The sequence below is a fragment of the Pseudorhodoplanes sp. genome (genome assembly GCA_032027085.1).
Taxonomy (GTDB): domain Bacteria; phylum Pseudomonadota; class Alphaproteobacteria; order Rhizobiales; family Xanthobacteraceae; genus Pseudorhodoplanes.
The window spans coordinates 615034-635569 of sequence record JAVSMS010000001.1 but is presented as its reverse complement, the minus strand read 5'-3'; the positions used below and the strand labels follow the sequence as shown (position 1 = coordinate 635569).

At 60.9% G+C, this 20536-nt stretch carries 24 protein-coding genes; 10 read left to right on the top strand and 14 right to left on the bottom strand.

Annotated elements, in window-relative coordinates:
* Positions 1–9 precede the first annotated feature (9 nt).
* The 3 genes from RO009_03150 to RO009_03140 form a co-directional block, all read right to left on the bottom strand.
* Positions 10–369 carry a DUF6455 family protein gene (locus RO009_03150; GenBank protein MDT3684026.1) on the bottom strand — a complete coding sequence of 120 codons (360 nt, stop codon included), beginning with the start codon at positions 367–369 and terminating at the stop codon, positions 10–12.
* 134 nt (positions 370–503) lie between these two features.
* Positions 504–989, bottom strand: a complete 486-nt coding sequence (locus tag RO009_03145) for an AMP-binding protein (GenBank protein MDT3684025.1) — start codon at positions 987–989, stop codon at positions 504–506.
* A gap of 63 nt (positions 990–1052) precedes the next feature.
* On the bottom strand, positions 1053–1379 hold the full coding sequence (locus RO009_03140; protein ID MDT3684024.1) for a Dabb family protein: 327 nt from the start codon (positions 1377–1379) through the stop codon (positions 1053–1055).
* Positions 1380–1420: 41 nt separating this feature from the next.
* Between RO009_03140 and RO009_03135 the strand changes: the two genes are divergently transcribed.
* Entirely contained in the window at positions 1421–2065 is a 645-nt protein-coding gene (locus RO009_03135) for a transferase hexapeptide repeat family protein (GenBank protein MDT3684023.1), read from the top strand.
* 169 nt (positions 2066–2234) lie between these two features.
* Here the strand turns inward: RO009_03135 and RO009_03130 are convergent, their stop codons facing one another.
* The 4 genes from RO009_03130 to RO009_03115 are packed head-to-tail and all read right to left on the bottom strand — an operon-like array spanning position 2235 to position 5314.
* The gene (locus tag RO009_03130; protein MDT3684022.1) at positions 2235–2612 is read right to left on the bottom strand and encodes a hypothetical protein; all 378 of its coding nucleotides are present in this window, start codon (positions 2610–2612) and stop codon (positions 2235–2237) included.
* A gap of 24 nt (positions 2613–2636) precedes the next feature.
* Positions 2637–3155 (bottom strand): molybdopterin adenylyltransferase, encoded by a 519-nt coding sequence (gene mog, locus RO009_03125; GenBank protein MDT3684021.1) that lies wholly within the window; start codon positions 3153–3155, stop codon positions 2637–2639.
* A gap of 39 nt (positions 3156–3194) precedes the next feature.
* The gene (locus RO009_03120) at positions 3195–3758 is read right to left on the bottom strand and encodes a UbiX family flavin prenyltransferase (protein ID MDT3684020.1); all 564 of its coding nucleotides are present in this window, start codon (positions 3756–3758) and stop codon (positions 3195–3197) included.
* The gene (locus RO009_03115) at positions 3755–5314 is read right to left on the bottom strand and encodes a UbiD family decarboxylase (protein MDT3684019.1); all 1560 of its coding nucleotides are present in this window, start codon (positions 5312–5314) and stop codon (positions 3755–3757) included. The genes RO009_03120 and RO009_03115 overlap by 4 nt, the downstream gene beginning before the upstream one ends.
* Positions 5315–5492: 178 nt before the next feature.
* Here RO009_03115 and RO009_03110 point away from each other — a divergent pair, with 178 nt between their 5' ends.
* From RO009_03110 to RO009_03100, 3 genes are read left to right on the top strand one after another with little or no spacing between them, the layout of a single operon-like run.
* Positions 5493–5924, top strand: a complete 432-nt coding sequence (locus RO009_03110; protein MDT3684018.1) for an SCP2 sterol-binding domain-containing protein — start codon at positions 5493–5495, stop codon at positions 5922–5924.
* Between the two features lie 16 nt (positions 5925–5940).
* Positions 5941–6936: a peptidase U32 family protein gene (locus tag RO009_03105; protein MDT3684017.1), complete on the top strand. Its 996-nt coding sequence runs from the start codon at positions 5941–5943 to the stop codon at positions 6934–6936.
* Between the two features lie 13 nt (positions 6937–6949).
* A complete protein-coding gene (locus RO009_03100) occupies positions 6950–7888 on the top strand; it encodes a U32 family peptidase (GenBank protein MDT3684016.1) in 939 nt (312 codons plus the stop codon).
* 174 nt (positions 7889–8062) lie between these two features.
* Here the strand turns inward: RO009_03100 and RO009_03095 are convergent, their stop codons facing one another.
* The 3 genes from RO009_03095 to RO009_03085 form a co-directional block, all read right to left on the bottom strand.
* The gene (locus tag RO009_03095) at positions 8063–8215 is read right to left on the bottom strand and encodes a hypothetical protein (GenBank protein ID MDT3684015.1); all 153 of its coding nucleotides are present in this window, start codon (positions 8213–8215) and stop codon (positions 8063–8065) included.
* A 75-nt stretch (positions 8216–8290) separates the two neighbouring features.
* Entirely contained in the window at positions 8291–8950 is a 660-nt protein-coding gene (locus RO009_03090) for an alternative oxidase (GenBank protein ID MDT3684014.1), read from the bottom strand.
* A 181-nt stretch (positions 8951–9131) separates the two neighbouring features.
* Entirely contained in the window at positions 9132–9380 is a 249-nt protein-coding gene (locus RO009_03085; GenBank protein ID MDT3684013.1) for a hypothetical protein, read from the bottom strand.
* Between RO009_03085 and RO009_03080 the strand changes: the two genes are divergently transcribed.
* Positions 9267–9887, top strand: coding sequence for a Crp/Fnr family transcriptional regulator (locus tag RO009_03080; GenBank protein MDT3684012.1), 621 nt, complete (start codon positions 9267–9269; stop codon positions 9885–9887). The genes RO009_03085 and RO009_03080 overlap by 114 nt on opposite strands.
* Positions 9888–9899: 12 nt before the next feature.
* Here the strand turns inward: RO009_03080 and RO009_03075 are convergent, their stop codons facing one another.
* On the bottom strand, positions 9900–10829 hold the full coding sequence (locus RO009_03075; GenBank protein ID MDT3684011.1) for an SUMF1/EgtB/PvdO family nonheme iron enzyme: 930 nt from the start codon (positions 10827–10829) through the stop codon (positions 9900–9902).
* A 30-nt stretch (positions 10830–10859) separates the two neighbouring features.
* Entirely contained in the window at positions 10860–11987 is a 1128-nt protein-coding gene (nirK, locus tag RO009_03070; protein MDT3684010.1) for a copper-containing nitrite reductase, read from the bottom strand.
* Between the two features lie 363 nt (positions 11988–12350).
* On the opposite strand from nirK, the gene RO009_03065 reads away from it, so the two are divergent.
* The 5 genes from RO009_03065 (at position 12351) to RO009_03045 (ending at position 18483) form a co-directional block, all read left to right on the top strand.
* Entirely contained in the window at positions 12351–14687 is a 2337-nt protein-coding gene (locus tag RO009_03065) for a TonB-dependent receptor (GenBank protein MDT3684009.1), read from the top strand.
* A gap of 82 nt (positions 14688–14769) precedes the next feature.
* Positions 14770–15738, top strand: coding sequence for an ABC transporter substrate-binding protein (locus RO009_03060; protein ID MDT3684008.1), 969 nt, complete (start codon positions 14770–14772; stop codon positions 15736–15738).
* Positions 15735–16553: an ABC transporter permease gene (locus RO009_03055; GenBank protein MDT3684007.1), complete on the top strand. Its 819-nt coding sequence runs from the start codon at positions 15735–15737 to the stop codon at positions 16551–16553. Before RO009_03060 ends, RO009_03055 begins: the two co-directional genes overlap by 4 nt.
* Positions 16550–17293, top strand: a complete 744-nt coding sequence (locus tag RO009_03050; GenBank protein ID MDT3684006.1) for an ATP-binding cassette domain-containing protein — start codon at positions 16550–16552, stop codon at positions 17291–17293. The genes RO009_03055 and RO009_03050 overlap by 4 nt, the downstream gene beginning before the upstream one ends.
* On the top strand, positions 17290–18483 hold the full coding sequence (locus tag RO009_03045; protein ID MDT3684005.1) for an NnrS family protein: 1194 nt from the start codon (positions 17290–17292) through the stop codon (positions 18481–18483). Before RO009_03050 ends, RO009_03045 begins: the two co-directional genes overlap by 4 nt.
* An 87-nt stretch (positions 18484–18570) precedes the next feature.
* Here the strand turns inward: RO009_03045 and RO009_03040 are convergent, their stop codons facing one another.
* Positions 18571–18969 carry a hypothetical protein gene (locus tag RO009_03040; GenBank protein MDT3684004.1) on the bottom strand — a complete coding sequence of 133 codons (399 nt, stop codon included), beginning with the start codon at positions 18967–18969 and terminating at the stop codon, positions 18571–18573.
* A 120-nt stretch (positions 18970–19089) separates the two neighbouring features.
* Complete coding sequence (locus tag RO009_03035; protein MDT3684003.1) at positions 19090–20121, bottom strand: DUF4344 domain-containing metallopeptidase; 1032 nt, start codon at positions 20119–20121, stop codon at positions 19090–19092.
* Positions 20122–20536 lie beyond the last annotated feature (415 nt).

Sequence of the window (20536 nt, the reverse complement as noted above, 5' to 3'; positions counted from 1 at the left end):
CATCGTCCGTCACGCCGTGACGGCGTGTTCGTAACTGTCTGCCCCCCAACTCTGAACCGCAACGCGAGACCGCGCGGCATGTCTCTTAATGGGGCCGCCGCCGATCCGCAGAGAAACAAGGACATCCGCATTCGGGCAATAGTCCTGGAAGTCGGCTTCGTAGGTGCCTTGTTGTAGCTCGGCGTCGCAGCGTTCGTGGGAGTCGCAGGAGACGCATTTTCGCTGCAGATTGCGGAACAGTGGCGCATTCGCCTGTTCGAGGCGAACCGGATCGAGTCCGAGCGCGCGCATCAATCGTTGCAGGAAATGCCGCCCAGTTCCGCAGGCGAAAGCGTCGCGCCTTTCCGGTCGCGGTGCGTGGAATCGCATCGACGAACACAATGCGCCTCGGGCACTTGTATTTTGAGAGCGTCTGCAGGAGACGTTCCTGCACACGCTGCAGCAAGGTCTCGCTGTCCCCCTCGGGCGCGACCAGGAACATGCTCAGCCGAACCAGCCCGTCTTCATCCTGTGCGCCAACGACGATGGCTTCCGCCACACCGGGCACTGTCGTCGCACATTCCTCGATCTCCGCCGGGCTGACCCATTGCCCGGATATCTTGAGCAGATCGTCGGCGCGGCCCTGATGATCGCCACCAGCCTTCTTCATCGATGACGAAGACGTCGCCGGTGCGGAACCAGCCGTCGCGGAAGGCCGCGTCGGTCTTTTCCGGCTGCTGCCAATAATCTTTGCACAGCGAGCCCAGACGGAGCGTCCCCGGTGATCCCGGTTCGACCGGCTGGTCTTCGGGATCGAGGAGCTTCACTTCGGTATAGGAAAAGGGCTTGCCGGTGGCGCCCGGCCGATGGTCCTGCGGCGTGCCGCCTATCACCATGAATATTGTTTCGGTCATGCCGATGCCTTCGACGATCGGCGCGCCCGTGGCCTCGCGCCAACGGTTATAGACGTTTTCGGGAAGCGACTCGCCCGCCGACAAATAGCAGCGCACGCCCTTGAATCCAAACTGTTGCTGTGGCGGGGGTTCTTCAGAAAATTGCCAGCCATCGGCTAGTCAGACCCAAGAGGCACCAAACGTCTTATTTATCCGCGTTAAACTCAAATCGCAGATCGCGTGCGCCGAGATCATTGGCAAGACCGCCTTGACGGCTTCAAAGTGGGCCGGGTGACTGTTGTAAGTCTGCAGATCCTCGAAGCTTCTGAAGTCGCACACCAAGCCATAGTCCCAGTGTCCGCTGCGCCCGCTGGGAGGCGACCGATGCGCTCCCAGGGTCCAGTTGATGATTCCCGGCACTTTTGCCGGCAGAGCATTGAGGATGTCGATAGCCGCCTGCAGATCGGCCTCGGGCACCATCCTGTAGAGAGACACATGCCGGAACATAGGTCGCTTCCTTCTTATGCTGTTTTGAGGGACAGTGGGTGATGAGCTCGAACAAACGCAAAATCTATTCCATCGACGGCATCGCACCGGTCATCGATCCGACCGCTTTCGTGCACCCCGATGCCATCATCATTGGCGATGTGGTGATCGGCGCAGGCTGCTACGTGGCGCCGGGTGCATCGCTGCGCGGAGATTTCAGCCGCATCGTGCTGGAGCATGGCTCCAATGTGCAGGACAACTGCACGCTGCACACGTTGCCCGGCACGGACGTCGTAATCGGACCCGACGGACATATCGGGCACGGCGCCATTATCCACAGCGCGCGCATCGGAAGGAACGCAATGGTCGGCATGCATTCGGTGATCATGGACCACGCCGTCATCGGCGAATCCGCGATCATCGCGGCCATGAGCTTTGTTGCGACCGACGTCGAGATTCCGCCGTGTCATCTGGCGGCGGGCATTCCGGCCAGGGTCTTGCGCGAACTGACCGACGATGAGCTGGCCATCAAGATCGAGGCGACCCAGCAATATCATCAGTTGGCGAAAAGAAGCCTGGCGACGCATATTGCGGCGCAGCCGTTGACGCATTTCGACCCCGGCCGGAAGCGGATGGATGAGGGTATGTCGCTTCCCTTGCGCGATGCGAGGCGAAAGCGCCGCAATCCTCGTCATGACCGAAAGTAGGGCAGAGCTGTCGTCACGGTGCGCTTTATGGGAGAGCCTGTGATCTCTTCTCCCAAAGCGCGTTTCACCCTAAGCCGCTCATAACTCGCCGGCGGATTTGCGCACATCAGACCGTTGAAGTTTGCGCGGCCACAACGTCGGTTGCCAGTTCTGCCGGCATTTTTCTTGACTATAAATCGGCCTTTCGACCGGAAGATGAGTGGTTCATGCCTCTGCAAAATGCCGGAGAGTCCAGTGCCGTTGTGCACTTGATTGCGAGTGCAGAACGACGCTCGACGGCGCGCTCGAGCGTTTCTCGGACCTCGAATTTCGCCGCCGATTTCGCAGCGCGCTTCGACAGGGGCGCCGGCAGAGGGATTGGATCGCGGCTCAGCTCTATTTTCTTGCCGAGCTCGATGACATCAACGGAGGGGAAGACGACCCAGGTGTGTTCGAGGAAATGGCGACACTGTTCGACTAGATTCGTATATCTGCGGCGAACGCAGCCCAGGCGATGCGTGAGGCACAGGCCCTGATTGTGACGGGCAAGGACCTGCGGATCGCGCACGAGGAAACTCAACCCCGATGAATCTCATGCCGGGCGAAAAGCAAGGCAAATATCGGGATCGGTCTCGATTCGTCCGGCTCCAATCAGGTCCAAACAATAGGGGATCGCCGGAAATACTGCGTCGAGGCACACGGCGATTGAGGTCGGCTTTCCAGGCAGGGTCACAATCAATGTATGGCCGCGTATGCCGGCGGATTGGCGCGACAGGATCGCCGTCGGCACCGTGTTGAAGCTGACGCGCCGCATGAGCTCACCAAACCCGGGCAACTCGCGCACAATCACAGCCCGCATTGCTTCGGGTGTTAGGTCGCGCGGCGCGGGGCCGGTGCCGCCGGTGGTCAAGACGAGATCGGCACCGTCGTCGTCGCACAGCGCGATCAGGGCGTCGCACACCGATTCAAGGCCGTCGGGGACGATGCGGCGACACGAGGTCCACGGGGAACGAATCGCGCGCGTGAGCCAAGCTTCGATCGCAGGACCGCTCACGTCTTCATACTGTCCGCCACTTGCCCGGTCTGAAATGGTAAGAATGCCAATGCGCACCATGTCTGCTCACGTCCAACAGAGGAACATCGTATTTCCTTAGCCCTTCCACGTCTTTGCAGTCGGCTCTGCGACGTGGAGAAGATCGATCGCACGGCGCGCGATCTGTTCGATCACATCCTGAATGCCGGAAGGGTGCAGATAGAAAGCGGGGACCGGCGGCATCACGATTGCCCCCATCTCGGTGACAGCGGTCATCGCCTTCAGATGTCCAAGGTGGAGCGGCGTCTCGCGGGCGATGAGCACAAGAGGGCGGCGTTCTTTCAAGTGGACGTCGGCCGCACGGACCAGCAGATTGTGAGACAGCGAGTGAGCGATCGCCGCAAGCGTGCGCATAGAGCAGGGCGCGACGATCATGCCCGCAGTCTGAACCGAGCCGGAGGCTATGGCTGCGCCGAGGTTGCTCGCGTCGTGGCGGCGGACAGGCAGTGTGGTGATCTTGTCTAGGGCCTCGGCACCTGTTTCCATTGCGATCGTTCGTTCCGCATCGGTAGAAATAACGAGATCGATCTCGGCTTTTAGCTCTGCGAGAAGCTCAACGACACGAATGCCGATGGCGGCACCGGACGCGCCGCTGATTCCGACAACGACACGCGCGCTCATTGTTCCATCCCGCCAATGCCGGCACGCAGCTTGAATGCGAGTTGCGGCCATATTTTATCGACGCGCGTCGTCACTTCCGGCGACATTACGAGTGGCCGGCCCCATTCGCGGTGTGTCTCGCTGCCAATCTTGGTTGTGGCGTCGATGCCGAGCTTGCCGCCCAGGCCGGATTCCGGCGAGGCGAAGTCGAGATAGTCGATAGGCGTTCGGTCAAGCACCAGGAGATCCCGCGCCGGGTCCATCCGCGTGGACGTTGCCCACAGCACATCCGCTCCGCTGCGGACATCGATGTCGTCGTCCACCACGACGATCATTTTGGTGTAGCTGAATTGCGGGAGCATCCCCCACAGCGCCATCATCACGCGCCGCGCCTGCCCAGGATAGCGCTTTGCGATGGAGACCACCGCGATGCGATAGGAGCAGGCGGCGGGTGGCAGGTAGAGATCAGCGATTTCCGGTATCTGCTGGCGGATGAGCGGCAAGGCGAGTTCGTTCAGCGCTTCGCCGATGACCGACGGCTCGTCCGGCGGTCTGCCGGTAAAGGTCGACAAATATAGAGGATCGGCCCGGCTCGTGATTGCGGTCACGCGCAAGACCGGGAAGTTCTCAACGCCATTGTAGTAGCCCGTGTGGTCGCCATAGGGACCTTCGGGCGCCGTTTCCCGCGGGCTGACCCAGCCCTCAATGACAATTTCTGCGTCTGCAGGAACCATGACAGGGACGCTGACGGCGGGGGTTATACGCGGCCGTTCGCCTCGCAACAGGCCTGCGAAGTTCATTTCCGACAATGCTTCGGGGAGAGGCAGCACTGCGGCGAGCATGGTGGCCGGATCTGCACCAATGGCGACTGCAACCGGCATGTCCTGGTTCAGCGCGGCCCAGGCGCGATGATGCGCCGCGCCGCCGCGATGAGCGAGCCAGCGAACTATTAATCGCTCCCGGTCCAGCACCTGCAGGCGATAGACGCCGACATTCATGCGGCCGACGTCGGCCGCATCGGCATTTGGCGGACGGGTGATGACAAGAGGCCATGTGATGAGCGGGGCTGGTTCTCCCGGCCAGCAGGTCTGGATCGGCAACGCGCCAAGGTCGATATCACCATGGCGCCGAGTGATCGTCTGCACAGCTGCGCGTTGCACCAATTGGGCGCGCGTTGCCAGCGCGGCCCGTAGCATGGGCCAGCGCTTGAGGGCATCACGGACCCCGTTCAACGGGCGCGGGTTGCGCAAAGCCGCCAATGCTTCGCCAAGCTCACCAAGACGATTGCGCCGGACGCCAAAACCCGCCGCGACCCGTTCCACCGTCCCGAACAGATTGACGATGACCGGCATGGAAGCCGGCGCGCCAGCCTCATGCAAGGCTTTGTCGAAACGTAAGACAGGGCCTTCCGCGTGAAGAACGCGCCGATGAATCTCGGTCATCTCATGGACAAGCGAGACCGGCTCAGCGATGCGGACTAGGTCCTTCGTGATCGCAAGATGGTCGAGAAAATCCCGCAAATTGCGAAATGGTGGCAGATCGCGGACGAGCACCAGCATCTCCTTGCGGCGATCCATGTCTGCGCGGAAGCCCCTGCGCTTTGCTCTGGAGCAAAGACGCAGCATTTCTCCCCAGCTATGTTTTGTTATGCATAATGCGACCAATGTTCCTATCGTCCCGGCTCCGCTCGCGCTGCTTCTGAGGCCTCTGCCGTTGTGGCCATTGCGTCTCATTTTGCAGCGCGCAGCAGAGAGCGTGCGACGGCAGCAGCCCGCCCTGTTTGCGCGGCTCGAGGGGCACGCCGAGAAGATTTTTCTGGTCGATCCGGTCGATCTCCCATTCGTTTTCCGGCTCAGGCCGCATCCCGATCGACCCATGGTCGAGCCGCGGCGCCGCGAAGATGCGGGCGCGTGGGACGCGCGCATAGCCGGGCCGCTCGCGGCGCTACTGGGCATGCTCCATGGTGCCTATGATGGCGACGCCTTGTTCTTCTCCCGCGACATCGTGTTTGAGGGCGATACGGAAGCCGTGCTGGCGCTGCGCAATGCGCTAGACGATGCAGACATCGACCTCCCGAGCGAAATTGCAGCCGCGCTCGCGCCGACCGGCGCCGCCGAGCAACTCGCACGCCGCATCATTCCGTCGGTGATTCGCGTCGCCGGCCTTGCTCCTCAAGCGAACCGATGAATTGTGATTGATTGTAATGAATGCAGCGCAGAGCCTTGAACTCGTATGCCCCGCGGGGACGCCAGCCGCGCTGCGGGCGGCCGTCGATGCCGGTGCCGACAGCGTCTATTGTGGATTCCGTGACGAGACGAACGCGCGCAATTTTCCCGGCCTGAACTTTTCAAGAGACGAACTGACAGGGGCCGTTCAATACGCGCATGCTCGCGGCGCGCGGGTGTTCGTCGCTATCAACACCTTTCCCCGCGCGGGCGCGCTGGACATTTGGCATTGCGCGGTCGATGATGCGGCGCGCATTGGTGTCGACGCTGTCATTGTCGCGGATATCGGGTTGCTCGCCTATACGGCCGAGCGGCATCCGGACATGCGGCGGCACCTTTCGGTGCAGGCCGCCGCTGCCAATGCAGATGCCATCCGTTTCTATGCCGAAACCTTTGACGTCAAACGGGTGGTGCTGCCGCGCGTGCTGACGGTGTCCGAGATCGCTGCGATCAATGCGGAGATTCCTTGCGAAACGGAAGTCTTTGTGTTCGGCGGACTCTGCGTCATGGCGGAAGGGCGCTGCGCACTATCGTCCTACGTGACGGGAAAGTCGCCCAATATGCATGGAGTGTGCTCTCCGGCGAGCCATGTGCATTACAGCGTCGAAGGCGATGAGCTCGTTTCCCGCCTGGGGGAATTCACCATCGACCGCGTGCCCAAAGATCAGAGCGCACCGTATCCGACGATCTGTAAGGGCGCCTTCTCGGCGGGTCCGTATCGCGGTCACGTGTTCGAGGATCCGGTGAGCCTCGACGCCGCGACGCTGTTGCCGCAATTGTCTGCCGCCGGCGTGACCGCGATCAAGATCGAGGGCCGCCAGCGCAGCCGTTCCTATGTTCGCGACGTGGTCGCGAGCTTCCGGCGCGCTCTCGGCGCGCAGACAATCGGTGTTTCCATTCCGGCAGGTGAACTAAGACGCTTGAGCGAGGGGCAAGCAACAACTGCCGGTGCTTATCAAAAGACCTGGCGCTAAGCGGAGGTGACACATGACAAGCGATTCCATGCTCACCCTTGGACCGCTGTTGTTCAACTGGAGCCCTGAACGATGGAGCGACTTTTACGCCCGTATTGCCGATGAGGCTCCGATCGACCGCGTGTGCATTGGCGAGGTCGTATGTTCCAAACGACTGCCATACTATGTCGACCGGATTCCCCAGGCAATCGAGCGGCTCCAGCGCGCCGGCAAGACTGTGGTGCTTTCCTCCCTGGCTCTGGTCACCCTCAAGCGCGAGCGGGAGATGTGCGCCGACATCGCCGCAAACGGCGATCTCGAAATCGAGGTCAACGATCTGACCATGCTCGCTTATCTTGAGCCTGGTCGCGCATTTTCGGTCGGTCCGCTGACCAATGTGTACAATGAGGGGACGCTCGGCTTCCTGGCCGGGCGAGGTGCGAACCATATCTGTCTGCCGCCCGAACTGCCATTCGCGTCCGTCTCGGTGCTTGCCAGGGTGGCGGCGGCTCATCGTGCCAGGACGGAAATGTGGGCCTTTGGCCGCGTTCCGCTCGCCATTTCGGCGCGCTGCTACCATGCCCGCGTCCATGGTCTTGCCAAGGATAACTGCCAGTTTGTTTGTGGTGAGGATTGCGACGGGCTCATGGTGGAAACGCTTGATGGCCAGGATTTCCTTGCCGTCAACGGTGTGCAGACGCTGTCGGCCACCTATTGCAACCTGCTCGGCGATCTTGAGCGCCTGCGGGCTGCGGGCGTCACTTCGTTCCGCCTATCGCCGCATAATTGTGACATGATCGCGGTGGCCGAACTTTTCCGGCGTGCGCTGGACTGCCGGCTTGACGGTGAGGAGGCCCTCCGCGAATTGAAATCGCTTATGCCTATCGCAGCCTTTTCCAACGGATTCCTCGCCGGGAGCTCAGGCGCGGCTTTCATGCATGGGCAAGCGCAAGAGGCTTATCGGGCTGAATAGCCCGTCCCTTGCACGATGTGAGCAAGCTTACTATCGCACGAGTTCCGGTAGATTGCCGGAACAGGGTCGGAAAATAAGATTTGGCGTCACGGTCCACGGTGACGAGCACCACGCCGACAGCGATTCTGAAATCCGCCGCCATTGCGGTCATCCCTGTTCATGACGCAGTGATTGTCAGTTCGCCGGCGTGCCCGGTAGTGCGAACAGGCTGCTGATGAGTTTCAGCAAGATCGCGACCATGCGCTTGCCGTGAAGGCCGGGGAGCTTGACACTTTTCACCTTGTCGAGATTGGGGGCGACATCACCGACCTGAATCAGGGCGACCACGTCGTGACCTTCGCAGTTCCAAGTCTCTACGGCAGCAAGTGCCTGCCGCATGTAGGCGTGGGAATGAAACCAAAGTCACATGGCTCGGCCGGGACGCTCCGGTAACGGATTTCCGGCGGCGAGGGCATCGGCAAAGGCGTGATTGATGTCGCGATGAATTGCCTCATCCTCGCGCATGGCGACAATCAGGTCGCTCAACTGTGCGTCGGGTTCCAGGTTCCAGTACGCGATGGCGAAAGCGGGGGCGGCAACATTCTCCCGGCTGAGCGATTCGATGCCGGCGAGATATTGCGAATAGCCGCGCACCGCGGCTTCCGACAGATAGCCGGCCAGCCGGTGGGCGGTGCGCGGCGAGCAGAGGTAAAGAAGGAAAAATGCGTTATAGAAAAAACCCTGAGCCAGGACGATGAGCAGACGTTCGGCGGCGCTGGGTTGCTGGATGGCGACAAAGACCATCAGATGAGCACGCTGGTTCTCCGCTTCGTCCATGAATCTACGGACCCAGCCTCGGTCGTCGATCATTGCGCGCAGGCATTTGAGATGCAGGAGGGTGGCCGCAACCATGCCAGGCACAGCCGCGATGGTCTCCAGAACGACCACCCGGTCGCCATAACGGCGTCCGAACAATACGGATGCCGTCGACGCCATCATCCGCACAACGCCGGCTGCCACGCGGTCGGAGAATGTCGCGGCAGCGCGGTCGCGGTTGAGGTCTGATTTGTCAATGTTGAGCATCGATCCCGCCGCCCGGGCGTCCGCCTACCTGTCCAGGACGCCGCAGCTATGGGGCGCAACGCGATCGCGCGCCCCAACGCCTGCCGCCGGATTTCACAGCGTCACCATAATTTTTATAATATATACAGATATTTCGTGGGGTCCTTGATGCCGGTCAAAGAGAATACCCCACACCGGTGATTTATGTCCCATTGCGGGCTCTGCTTACCGCGTTGCCGGACCTCGAATGAGGCGCGGGATGGAGTGTCAAACAGATCTCGGCATCCTCAATCGAGCGGATCTCTTTCGCGACGTTGCCCCTGAAATTCTTGATGAAATCCGGGCGACCGGATTTTTCAAGCATGCGGTTCAGCACGATGTCATCTTTCACCAGGGGGATAACGCCGCGATATTCTATCTTGTACTCGACGGCCGTCTCAGGGCGACCCAATCGACCCCCGAAGGCGAACAGGTGATCATCCGCTATTTTGGCCCGGCCGACGTCGTTGGTTATGCCGTCCTGAGCGGGGACAGCCAGCATCCGAGCACTGTGACGTCTGTCATCGAAAGCCGTCTTCTCGGCTGGCCCCGCGCCTATATCCGTCAGATCATGGCGCGCCGCCCCGAGGTGGCGATGAATGCGCTGACGATCATTGCTCGGCGCTACACTGAAATTCAGCAGCGTCTGCGGGAATTTTCAACCCAGGGAGTTGAGCGTCGCATTGCACATACGGTGCTGCGGCTTGCCCGCCAGGCCGGGCGGCGGACATCGCGCGGAATCGAGATCGCATTTCCCCTTTTGCGGCAAGATCTTGCCGAAATGACGGGGGCAACGCTTCATACGGCGAGCCGCACACTCAGCGCCTGGGAAAATCGAGGTGTTGTGGCGAGCGCTCGGCGGAGGGTGATCGTCCACGATATGAATGAACTCGCGCGCATCGCGGGAGAAGAGGGTTAGCGGCACGCCTGTTCAATCGAGCCTGGTCCATTGATGCCAGGGACGATTGCGAGGAGTCTCCTCAACGTTGCGGATGCGTAGGAACAGGCGAGAGAGCTGCGACACCTGCGCCGGCTCATCATCTCGCACCAGCCTGAATCCGAGATGGGTGGGCGGGGTGCCAATGGAGCAGCCGCCAGACTTCGGGTCGCGGATGAAATCGGAAACGTAGCTGCGATGTTCGCCGGCGACGACCCGTACGCCGCAATTGATCGTGGGAGTCTCATCGGGGCGGCCGGCGGCGTCGAGCGTTTGGCGAATGAAACAGGTATCGGTCCATTCCCAGACATTGCCGGCGATGTCGAGAAGCCCGTGCTCGTTGGCACCAAAGGCACCGAAAGGCCGCAATGTCCGCTCGGCGGCTCGTTCCGCGCGATCTTCCTGGCCGTATTTCGCCAGCCAGCGTTTGCTGAAATCGCCAGCGTCTTCCGCGGCTACGGCGTCATCCTTGAACCGTGAGCCAGCCGCATAAGACCATTCTTCATCTGTGGGCAGGCGCCAGCGTTGTCCGGTTTTGGCGGATAGCCACTTCGCGTAGGCGGCAGCGTCATGCCAACTCACGCCGGTGACCGGCAAATCTGACCGTTTTGGCTCAGTGTCTCGCGATCGGCAGGCACCGTCGGCGACGCAACGGTCGAAATCCGCTGCGCTGACCTGCATCCTCATGATGATGAGGGGATAATCGATTCGCATGCTGACGAGCGGGGCATTGACCGGGCGGTTGGTTTGTGTGAACTCGCCGGCAACGCGATAGGTGAAGACACCCGGATCAATGTGGACAACTTCCGGCTGGTGGAATGCCGCGCCTGTTTGGATGTCTCCGATCAAAGCGGCAGCGACAACCAGCCCTGCTGCAAATCGAATGAGGCTTGTCGTCTCGAAGGACGTCGAATTCGATCGCATGGCTGTTGCCGCTGCCGTTCCTGATGATGTTTACCGGGTTGTTACGCTTGGTTTCGTGTCCAGCGCGCCAAGCCTGCCATCGCGGATGGGAGCGGGCGGGCGCACCTGTTTCATCAGGTCATCGTTCCAGGTGCCGTCGACCTTGAAGTGTGCCGCGGCGCCAAGTTCGAAGGCTTCGATGAGGTTATGATTCAGGTACGCATAGATTCCAGGCTGGAGGAATTTGTAGAGCGCGGCTGATGCCGACCCGCCGCGAACGAACCAGGTTTCCAGATCTTTCTCGGGTGGATTGGCGAACTTGCCGGTTTCCCAGACGTAGTCGCCGTGACCGCCAATAAGATGCGGACGGCTGTCGCGGTTGGCCTGCGAATGGATAATCAAGACCGTCTCGCCGACCTTGGCTTGTAGGGCGTTCTTGCCGGTCAGCGCGCCGACCCTGCCGTTAAAGACGACATGGGTCGGAATAAGCTTGCGCATTACCTCGGTCGTATCGGCATGGGATTCGCCGGGAGTGGCGTAAGTCTTGAAACGCCCCTTCTCGTCGCGCGGCACGTAGAAGTCGTTCTCGCCGATATAATAGACGCGATCGTAACGCAGAGGCTTGTCATTCCTGTCTTTCAGGCCGTCGCGCGGAAGGACCATGATGGCCCCGCTCATGCCTGACACCACATGCCAGGGGACCATGCCCTCTGGTGCGCAGTGATAGACGAAGACTCCGGAACGCGTTGCCTTAAAGCGCAGCACGACATCTTCGCCGGGATGAATCAGCGTTAAACCGCCGCCGCCCAGCGCACCGGTCGCCGAATGAAAATCGATGTTGTGCGGCATCGAGTTGGTCGCGGGATTGATCAGAGTCAGTTCGACATAGTCGCCTTCATGCACGACCATCAACGGACCTGGGACCGAACCGTCGAAGGTCATCGCGTGCACTTTGGTGCCCGCGTCATCGATAACCATTTCCTTCTCTTGAATCGTCATCCGAAACTGGACGATCTTGGGGCCTTCCTTTGTGGCCTGTTCATGCGGATGAACGAAAGGCGGCGGAACCAGTTGAACTTGTTGGCGGGGAAGTTTGTACAAGTCATTGCTCAAGGCGGGCGCGGCGAGCGCAACGCTTGCTAACGCAACCCCTGCCAGCAAGACATATCGGGTGAACATGATTATCTCCGCAGGCTATTGTTTGCCGATGTTCGGAGACTGTGGCGCGTGTAACGCGTGTGCGTTGCGGATCAGCAAATTAGACCGGCCGCTGAAGACGATTTGCGCAGCGGCGGTCGATATTTGATCGATATAGTTTTTAATTTTTCAAAAGAGAAACTGTGAGAAAAATCAAATAAGTAGTTCTTCGTTGCGCGAAATCAAACTGAGGTGACAATCGCCTTTTTATAGTTTTCGCGATCAAGACAGCCGAATTGCCATCCAGATCAAACCCAACTGACGAACCGCGGTCCAGCGAACAGTGCTGGCTTCATGTGCTGCGGCGAGTCGCATGTTCAGTCGATTGCCCCGGGGGGAGCTGGAATGAGCGCGGATGCCGAAGATCGAATCACTTGCACGGGACAGAGGCCGGAGGCGCCTCGAAAAGGCAGAACGAGGTGTCTGACTGGCCTGGCGACTGGACTGCTGCTGTCGACCGTAAGTCATGCCTGCTTCGCGCAATCGGCCACGCCGGGTTCTACGATCACACTCGATACGATCACTGTGGAAGACCGGCGGCAGGCGCCTGCGCGCGCGGCGTCCGGCGCGCCCGCGACCGCACAGAGTACTGCACCTGCCGCGCCGGCTGCGGCGACGGTGGCGGAACGGTTTCAGGCGCTGCCCGGCGGCGTCACCCTTGTACGTCAGCAAGACTTCCCCGACACCGCCAATCTCACGATCGCAAGGGCGCTCGAGAGCGCGCCAGGCGTCGTGGTGCAGAATTTCTTCGGCGGCAATGACCAGCCGCGCATCCAGATCCGCGGCTCCGGATTGCAACAGAACCCGGTCGAGCGCGGCGTTCTGGTGTTGCAGAACGGCCTGCCGATCAACCGCGCCGACGGCTCTTACATCGTCGGCTTCGCCAATCCGCAGCAGGCGCAGGCGATCGAGGTCTATCGCGGCTATATGGCGAACCGCCTCGGCGCCACCGTGCTCGGCGGCGCGCTCAACTTCGTCTCGCCGACCGGCTCGACACAGCCGGGTGCGCAGCTCTCGGCGAGCGGTGGCAGCTTCGGCCAGATCAGCGCCGGCGGACAGGCTGGCTTCCGCAAGGATAATGTCGACGGCATGATCCAGTTCGACACCAACCAGCGCGATGGCTTCCGCGTCTACAATGATTCCGAGCGCAATGCCGTGAACGCCAATATCGGTATCAAGCATTCGGAGAATGTCAGTACTCGCGTGTTCCTGGGCTATACCGACCTGAAATTCGATGTGGCCGGCCCGCTGACCAAGGCGGGGATGTATGCCGATCCGCGGCAGGTGCATTCCGGGCCGACACCTGCCCCGGGAGGCGCCATCAATCCCGGCCCCAATGTGCTGCGCGACCGGCCGATGCGCGAAGCGAGCCAGTTCCTGGCCGGATCGCGCACCACCGCGACCTACGGCGCACACCTGATCGATGCCGCGGTCGGCTATACCTACACCGACGACACCTTCCGTTTTCCGATTTCGTCCGGCGTGCGCACCACCGAGGGCGGGGATTTCACCGGCTTGTTGCGCTACGCCTTCAACCCCGGCTTCAATGTTCTGCCGCTGTTCGAGGCGACGGGTCAGTACACCATCGGCTCCGCCGACCGCGGCAACTTCATCAACCAGGGCGGAACCACGGGCGCGAAATTCGGCGAGAGCGAGCTTGATGCCTCGACGCTGTCGCTGTTTGCCGGCTTCAACATCCCGATCTGGGAAAACGTCACGCTCTCGCCCGCGATTTCGTATGCACATGCAACGCGCGACAACAAGGACACCTATGGCCTCGCGACTCGGCCGTGGATTCAATACTTCGCCAACAATCCAAATGTGCTGCAGGCAACTGGCTCGCGGCCGACGGTCAGTACGAGCTATGCGCACAACTATGACGGCTGGAGTCCGAGCCTCGCCTTGTCCTACCGGCCGGACAATGTGCAGACCTATTTCGCCGCGGTCAGCCGCAGCTTCGAGCCGCCCACGCACGACGATCTGCTGGCCACAGTGAATGGTACGCCCAATTCAAGCGCCGGCCGCAATCCGCAGCAGCCGTTGGCCATAGCGGTGTTCACCACGCCCAACCTGGAAGCGCAGACCGCAACCACGGTCGAGGGCGGCTGGCGCGGCCGCACCGCGCAATTTTCATGGGATGCGGTCGTCTATTACTCCTGGGTGGATAACGAATTGCTGAGCCTGCGTGACGCGACGGGCGCCTCGCTCGGCGCCATCAACGCCGACAAGACCACGCATTTCGGCGTCGAGCTCGGTGTCGGAGCGGCGCTCACCGATAAGCTGTCGGGGCGCGTCGTTTATACCTACCAGGATTTCCGCTTCGACAACGATCCGGTCCGCGGCAACAATAAGCTTGCCGGCGCGCCGAGCCATCTTGTCAACGCGATGCTTCAGTACCAGGCGACCGGCAAGTGGATGATCCAGGGTGCGGTCCGCTGGGTTCCGCAGGAGACGCCGGTCGATAACATGAATACGCTCTACGCCGATCCCTATGTGGTGGTCGATCTGCGTTCCGAATACAGGGTCAATGACACAATCTCGATCTTCGGCGAGATCACAAACCTGTTCAACGAAACCTATGCCGCTTCAACCCTCGTCGTCGATCAGGCACGTTCCGATCAGGCGGCGTTCCTGCCCGGCGACGGGCGCGGTTACTTCGGGGGCGTGAAAGCGAGATTCTGAGTGGTCAGGCTAGAAAACCCTCTCCGAGGGTCGGACAAACGGCGCGCGCTTAAGGCGCGCGCCCAATAACAAGGAGGTTCGCATGCTGAACCGCCGCAGTTTCGTCGCCGGTTTGCCGTTTGCGCTCGCCGCACCGCGTCTTGCGCGGGCGGCGGCGCCGTTGACGCTGTGGGGGCCGCCGGCGGCGCCTTCGATCGTGCTTGCGCAAGCCATCGCGAACGGAGCGCTCAAGGAGATCGACGCGTCGGCTGTCTTCAAGACATGGCGCACACCGGACGAAATGCGCGCGGGGTTGAGTTCCGGCGCGATGCAAGCCGTCATCGTCCCCAGCAACGTGGCGGCGAATCTCCACAATCGCGGGCTCGGCGTCCATCTGCTCAACATCATGACGCGCGGGCTTCTCTACATCGTGGGGAACGACCGGTTCCGCCGGATTGAGGATTTCGCCGGCAAGAAGATTGCGGTGCCGTTCCGCAACGACATGCCTGATCTTCTTCTGCGCCGCCTGCTGGCAAAGGCGGGCTTGAAGGCCGGAAAGGACATTCAGTTCGACTATGCCGGAACGCCGCCCGAAGCAGTTCAAATGCTGCTTGCCGGCCGCGTCGATGGCGCGCTCATGGCGGAACCCGCCGTCACCGCCGCGATCCTGCGCGGGAAAGTCAGCTTGAGCGGTCTCACCCGTGCGATCGATTTTCAGAAGGAATGGGCAAGGGTCGTCGGGGGCAGCGGCTTCATCCCGCAGGCCGGCCTTGCCGTCACACGGCCGTTTGTCGACGCACTCGGCCACGCCGGGCTTGTAGGGTTTCAGGCGACCTTGCAGTCCGCCGTGGACTTCGTCGTCAACCATCCGTACCGCGCGTCTCTTGTTTCGGCGACGGAACTCGGGCTGATGAGTCCCGTGGTTGCGGAGGCGATTCCCCACAGCAATCTTGCTGCGCTGCCAGCCTCCTCAATTCGCCCGGAACTGGAGGCATTCTTTTCCATCCTGGCCAAGGACGATCCGCGCATCATCGGCGGCAAGTTGCCAGGCGACGCGTTTTACCCATTGTGACACCGTTCGCGCAGAGCATGGCCTTCGTCGGCTGGACCGGCCGCTACATTTGGTCGGCTTGGGCCGGCGCTGCAGGCCTGTTCTGCCTTGCAGCAGCCTGGCAGGCAGGTCATGAGTTCTACGGGTCTTTCATCCTGCCGTCGCCGCTCGAGACACTGGCAGCATTGTCCGCCATCATACACGAGCCGACCTTCGCCGAAGCGGCAAAGCTGACCGCCGAGCGGGCCGCCATAGGCTTCCTGCTGGCTGTCGGCTTTGGCACGACCGCCGGCGCGATCGCGGGATATTCTTTCGCCGCGATGCGGCTGATGCGCCCCATCGTCACCGTTATCCTCGGCGTCCCGCCCATCGCGTGGATCGTGCTGGCGCTGATCTGGTTCGGATCGACCGGTGGCTCTGCCGTCATGACCGTGGTTGTTGCGGCCCTGCCGATCTCATTTGCCGGCGGGCTTGAAGGGGTCGCAACACGCGACCGCGCGCTTGATGTCATGGCGCGCTCGTTCGGCGCTGGCGCCTGGATGCGCTTTCGCACAGTGACAAGACCGCACCTGATCTCCTACCTCTTCCCGGCCTGGACGACGACGGCGGGCTCGGCCTGGAAAATAACGGTTATGGCCGAGCTTCTATCCAATACAGGAGGGATCGGCGGCGAACTGGCGACGGCACGGGCGCTGTTCGACATCCCGCGGGTGATGGCCCTGATCGTGGCCGTCGTCGCCTTTGCGCTGGTCACGGAATACATATTGCTGCATCCGCTTCGCGACCGGTTTGAACGCTGGCGGGAAGCCGGACTGCCCTGGGGCGTCAAGCGATGAAGCTCCTGCTCGAGGACGTGGGTCATGCTTTTCTTGGCCGCCCCGTGTTTGAAAAGCTCGATCTTTCGCTCGCGACAGGCGAGGTCGTGGCGCTGCTGGGGCCGTCGGGCTGCGGTAAGACGACAGTGCTGCAAATTGCCGCCGGCCTGATCGACCCGCTGCGTGGGCGGGTGCGGCGCAGTTATCACCGTCATGCGGTCGTGTTCCAGGAGCCGCGGCTGCTGCCCTGGCTGACTGCGCAGGACAACATCGCCTATGGTCTGCGCGCGAGCGGGACGGGGCAGGCGGCGAGCCGACAAGCCGCGGAACGGCGTGCCCAGGAAGTCGGCTTGCATCCGCGAGATCTCGAAAAATATCCGGTGGAGCTTTCCGGCGGCATGCGTCAACGGGTGGCAGTGGCCCGCGCGCTGGCGGTCGGTCCGGACGTCGTGTTCTTCGATGAGCCGTTCACCGCGGTCGATGTCGGGCTGAAGCGGATCCTTCAGGATCTGGTGATTGAGGCAGCGGCACGCGAGAATTTCTCCGCATTGTTCGTGACGCATGACCTGTCGGAGGCGGTGCGCGTTGCGCATCGTCTCGTCGTTCTCTCCGGCCGCGCGGAAGGTCTGGTCACGAACCGGGTGATTGAGGGAAAGCCCGGAGAGCGCAGTGATCGCGCCGTCTTTGAAATAGTCGAATCGTGGTCGCGGGATCCAGAATTCCGGGAGCTGTTCGACGGTGAGCGGGAGAATGCCGCTTGACGCTCGCGTGTCGTACCGACCAACCGACCAGCATCGCCAGTCCGCTGCTGGGGGAAGGACTCCTCCTTTTCTTCCCTGTTGCCGCCTGTTACGCCGTGCTCTCTCCGCTGGCGTGGGTCGCAATGTTTGCTTTCGCGCTGCCGCTTGCACACGATATTCCCGCAAGCCAATGGCATGCGCATGAAATGATTTTCGGTACTTATGGCGCGGCGCTGGCGGGGTTTCTCATGTCGGCTACTCCGGAATGGACCGACACTCCGCCGCGCCGAGGCCGTACGCTCCTCGTTCTTGTGTTTCTTTGGCTTCCGGGACGGCTGATCGGCTTTGTGGGTGCTGACGCGCTTGTTGTCGTCGCGGCTGTTACTGATCTGATCTTTCTCGGCCTGCTGTTCTGGTATGTCTCGAAGGCGCTGATCGAACGCGGCAGCACGCGACATACCTCCTTCGCCGTCTGGGTGGGGTTGCTCTGGTTCACCGAACTGGCCATTCGGCTCGCGTGGCTGAACGGAATGACGGACCTCGCCTCGCGGTTGCTGCACGCGGCGCTCATGATTTTTCTGATCTTCTTCTCGCTCGCCATTGCCCGCATCAACGTCGTGATCATCAACCTTGCGCTGGATCCAAGCGGGGAGACGACGCCCTATCGTCCCCATCCCGGCCGGCAGAACCTCACGGCCGCTCTGGTCGCAATCTATGCCATAGCGGCTTTGGTCGCGCCGGCCTCGACCGTTCCCGCTTATCTGGCGCTCGCGGCGGCGGCGGCCTTCTTCGACCGTCTGGCCGAGTGGTTCATTGGGAAGGCTGTCTTCCGGACGCAGGTGCTTGCGCTCGCCGGCGCCAATGCGTTCGCCGGCGTCGGGTTTTTGCTGATCGGTCTGGCAAAACTCGGCGCTCCTGTCGCAACGGCCAGCGGATTGCATCTGCTCTCGGTGGCTAGCCTCGGCCTTGCCGTGATGAGCGTGTTCATCATTGCCGGCCTGCGCCACACCGGCCGATCGCTCGACCTTCCCTGGCACGCGCATGCGGCGGTCATCGTGATGACGTGCGCTGGTCTCGTCAGAGTGTTGCCGGAAATCCAGGTTGGCGCCTTCATGCTGGGCGGACACTATGTCCTTAGCGCGATACTGTGGTCGCTCGCCTTTGCGATCTGGCTCGTCGGCTTCTTGCCTTTGTTGAGGAATCCCCTTTGATGAGGCGGAGCCATTGCTGATGACCCGCAGCGATTCAAATCATCTCGATGACACGGCACTAGACGCAAACCGCAGCTCCAAACTGGATCAGTTCACAAGCGGGAGAGTCTGTCTCCGCTCTCCGTATTGGTGCTCCGGCAAGCTGTAATCGTGAACAGCATTGAGCTTATCAAAACCGAAGGAGTTCTCTGATATACTGATAGAGTTGCGAATGGCAGGGTGGGCGATGTGACTGTCCCGGACCCCCGCTTCGGATGCGCCTCCCGCTCCAGTCGTGGTCTGCTCAGCCTTGCCCTGTGGTGCCGCCAGATTGTCTTCCAATTTTTCTGAAGCAGGCGACCAACTATCGGATCGCGCGGCGGTACCAGCACCCAGCGGCAGAGAGGCAAAGGTGGCGACCGCGACGGCCAGAGCAAGCGACATGCCCCTCGACCGGTCGATGAGGGGAAGCTGATTGTTGGTGAATCGGACCCTTAACGTATGCATGGACGCCTCCTTTAAACAAAAATTGCATCCACCCAATTAGCGCAGGATTGGCCGTTGTTCTGTCAGCTATCTCACAATGACGAGATGATCTTGCGGATGGGAATGGCTCGGCCGAACTTGCTACTTCTGAGCCAGAGCTGGATAGACGCCAGGCGCAGTTTCCGGCCGCACTGCGGGCAGACGATGCGATACTGCGACCGGCACTGCTTCAGGACACGTCTGTATCCTCATTGTCGGCAAGTCAAACCACGTCCTGGTCAGAACGCTCCGCTTCAACTCATCGTCGATGTACGGTGAGATCAGCGCCTTAAAGGCAAATTCGTTTGTCTGGTATTCATAACGGCAATGCTTCGCGCGGCTTATCGGCAGCATACCAACGCTGACTGCTTCGGAAAACATGACGGGGTTTGCACCGTAGGCCATACACCAGCGATTGAAGTGACGTTGTGCTGGTAAAGAATGAGTATCGGCCAATAGGCGCAGTTCTGGCGCCTTTCCTTGCTCTTCGATCGCTTCCCTGCCGCTGACAAAGGAAGCACCAAGGATCAGCCGCCGGGCGTCGTCCATGCACAACTGGAGCAAAATGTAGGTCGCGAAATAATCCGCGACCTCTTCTTCGCGACCAAAAAATGGAATATCCAGCACCTCCACAACGGCGTGCCCGGCTTCGTGCAAGAAGACATCGACCGTGGAACCAATCAAAGCATCTCTCGGCGATAATCCGCCGGTTGCCACATTGGACGCATGGTTCCATACGTGTTCGATATATTCATAGCAGACTTTGATGACGTCGTCCCAGAAGGTTGCGTTGGCAATACCATCGCATCCCTCCAACTTCAGCGTAATACGGACCGGTAATTTCACCGGCGCGAGGACCGCCTGCATTTTCTCCAGGATGTGTTCCTCTTTCAGCATTTCAAAAATCGGACGATGTATCGGGTTTTTCGGCTCCGCATATGCGATATCAAACTGATTTGTATTCAGCGCGCTTGAGCCGGTAGCCTCCGAGGTTTTTTCGAACGGCGCTTGTAACTCGCCCTTCGGCTTGTGTGACAAGGAAGATGCCGGTTCCTGGAATCGCGCTGCGGTGCTGCCGGAACTCAGCAGCAGTGCTGACAAGATTGCGATCCCGACGATCGAAGCAAGAGACATGACCGCCCACCGGTCAAGCTGGCGGAGTTGACCCTCGCTAGATCTGTCGTCGATTGGCCTGCGCATCGGGTGCTTTCGGTCGGTAATGGAGACTGCATGAGTAATTAGCGCGAGCACGGTCTCGCGTGTGTCATCTAGTTCACATTGGCGAAGCCATTGCGGCCCGCTATTCGGGACCAGTGGTATGCATTTTCGTGCCAGGGCGACCTTTCAGGCACGGCTTTGCTTTTCAACCATTCCGAGCAGCGCGCAATGTCCGGGAGCGTCTTCTTCCGTGATATCCGAGGGCGGCGATACCTCAGACCGCCCAAAAAAGCGGACGGAAATGCGGGGCAGCGGTGCGGGCAGGTTCTGGTGAGGGCAGGGCCTCCCAGTGACTTCAGGGCGCTACAGCTTCAGTTCGACTGTGCCCCTG